Origin of the sequence: Pseudomonas sp. NPDC089392, from assembly GCF_044749595.1 — a bacterium.
Classification (GTDB): domain Bacteria; phylum Pseudomonadota; class Gammaproteobacteria; order Pseudomonadales; family Pseudomonadaceae; genus Aquipseudomonas.
Map to the genome: position 1 here is coordinate 1 of NZ_JBIVIF010000098.1, position 1,644 is coordinate 1,644.

At 59.6% G+C, this 1,644-nt stretch carries 1 protein-coding gene; it reads left to right on the top strand.

Annotated elements, in window-relative coordinates:
- A partial coding sequence (locus ACIP1G_RS31950) for an immunoglobulin-like domain-containing protein (protein ID WP_400744635.1) occupies window positions 1–1,644 on the top strand: 1,644 nt, incomplete at both ends.

The following is a 1,644-nucleotide window of genomic DNA, read 5'->3' on the forward strand; positions in this document are numbered from 1 at the left end:
GGCCGGCACCGATCTGGTGATCAAGCTGAGTAATGGCGAAACGATCACCATTGCTGCCGGCTCCAAGGAAGCCTCGATCACCATCGACGCGCCAAGCGACGATGTGTATGTGGATGCCGAAGACTTGAGCGTGACCGTCACCACCACCACCGGTGGTGATTTCGAGAAGCTCGACGTCAGCAGCACGGCGGCTGTGACCAAGGTCACCGACACCATCGACACCACTACGGTCACCCTGACTGCCACGCAAAGCGTGATGGAAGGTGGCGTGGTGACCTACACCGCGTCGGTCAACCACAAGGTCACCGGTTCGGATCTGGTGGTGAAGCTGGACAACGGCCAGACCATCACCATTCCAGTGGGTGAGTCGTCTGCTTCGGTGCCGTTCACTGCACCGAACAACGTCTACAACACCAACCTGGACCTGACCAACAAGATCATCGACATCTCGGGTGGTAACTACGAGAAGACCGTGGCGGTTGGCGAGCCCGTGACCACCGTCACTGACAACCCGGCTGTTCCGAACGCTACTGCGCTCACGCTGACCGCGACGGACACCGTGGCCGAAGGTGGCAAGATCACCTACACCGCGACCTTGAGCAACAAGGCCGGTACTGACTTGGTGATCAAGCTGAGCAATGGCGAGACCATCACCATTGCTGCCGGCTCAAAAGAAGCCTCGATCACCATCGACGCGCCAAGCGACGATGTGTACGTCGATGCCGAAGACTTGAGCGTGACCGTCACCAGCACCACGGGTGGCGACTTCGAGAAGCTCGATGTCAGCAGCACGGCTGCTGTGACCAAGGTCACCGATACCATCGACACCACCACGGTGACGTTGACCGCGACCTCGACTGTTGCTGAAGGCGGCGTGGTGACCTATACCGCGTCGGTCAACCACAAAGTCACTGGTTCGGATCTGGTCGTGAAGCTGGACAACGGCCAGACCATCACCATCCCGGTGGGCGAGTCGTCTGCTTCGGTGCCGTTCACCGCACCGAACAACGTCTACAACACAAACCTGGACCTGACCAACAAGATCACCGACATCTCGGGCGGCAATTACGAGAAGACTGTGGCTGTTGGCGAACCGGTGACAACCGTAACCGACGCTCCAAGCACCAAGGACATTACCCGTCTGACCCTCAGCGCGACGGACACTGTCGCTGAAGGCGGCAAGATCACCTACACCGCCACCCTGACCAACAAGGCGGGCACCGATCTGGTGATCAAGCTGAGCAACGGTGAGACCATCACCATCGCCGCGGGCTCGAAGGAAGCGTCGATCACCATCGATGCGCCAAGCGACGACGTGTACGTCGATGCTGAAGTCCTTCGCGTGAAAGTCACCGAAACCTCGGGTGGTGACTTCGAGAAACTGAATGTAAACAGCGGCGCGGCCGTGACCAAGGTCACCGACACCATCGACACCACGACTGTGACCCTGACCGCCACACAAAGCGTGGTCGAGGGCGGCGTAGTGACCTACACCGCCTCGGTCAATCACAAGGTCACCGGCTCGGACCTGGTGGTGAAGCTGGACAATGGCCAGACCATCACCATCCCGGTGGGCGAGTCCTCGGCGTCGGTGCCGTTCACTGCACCGAACAACGTCTACAACACCAACCTGGACCTGACCAA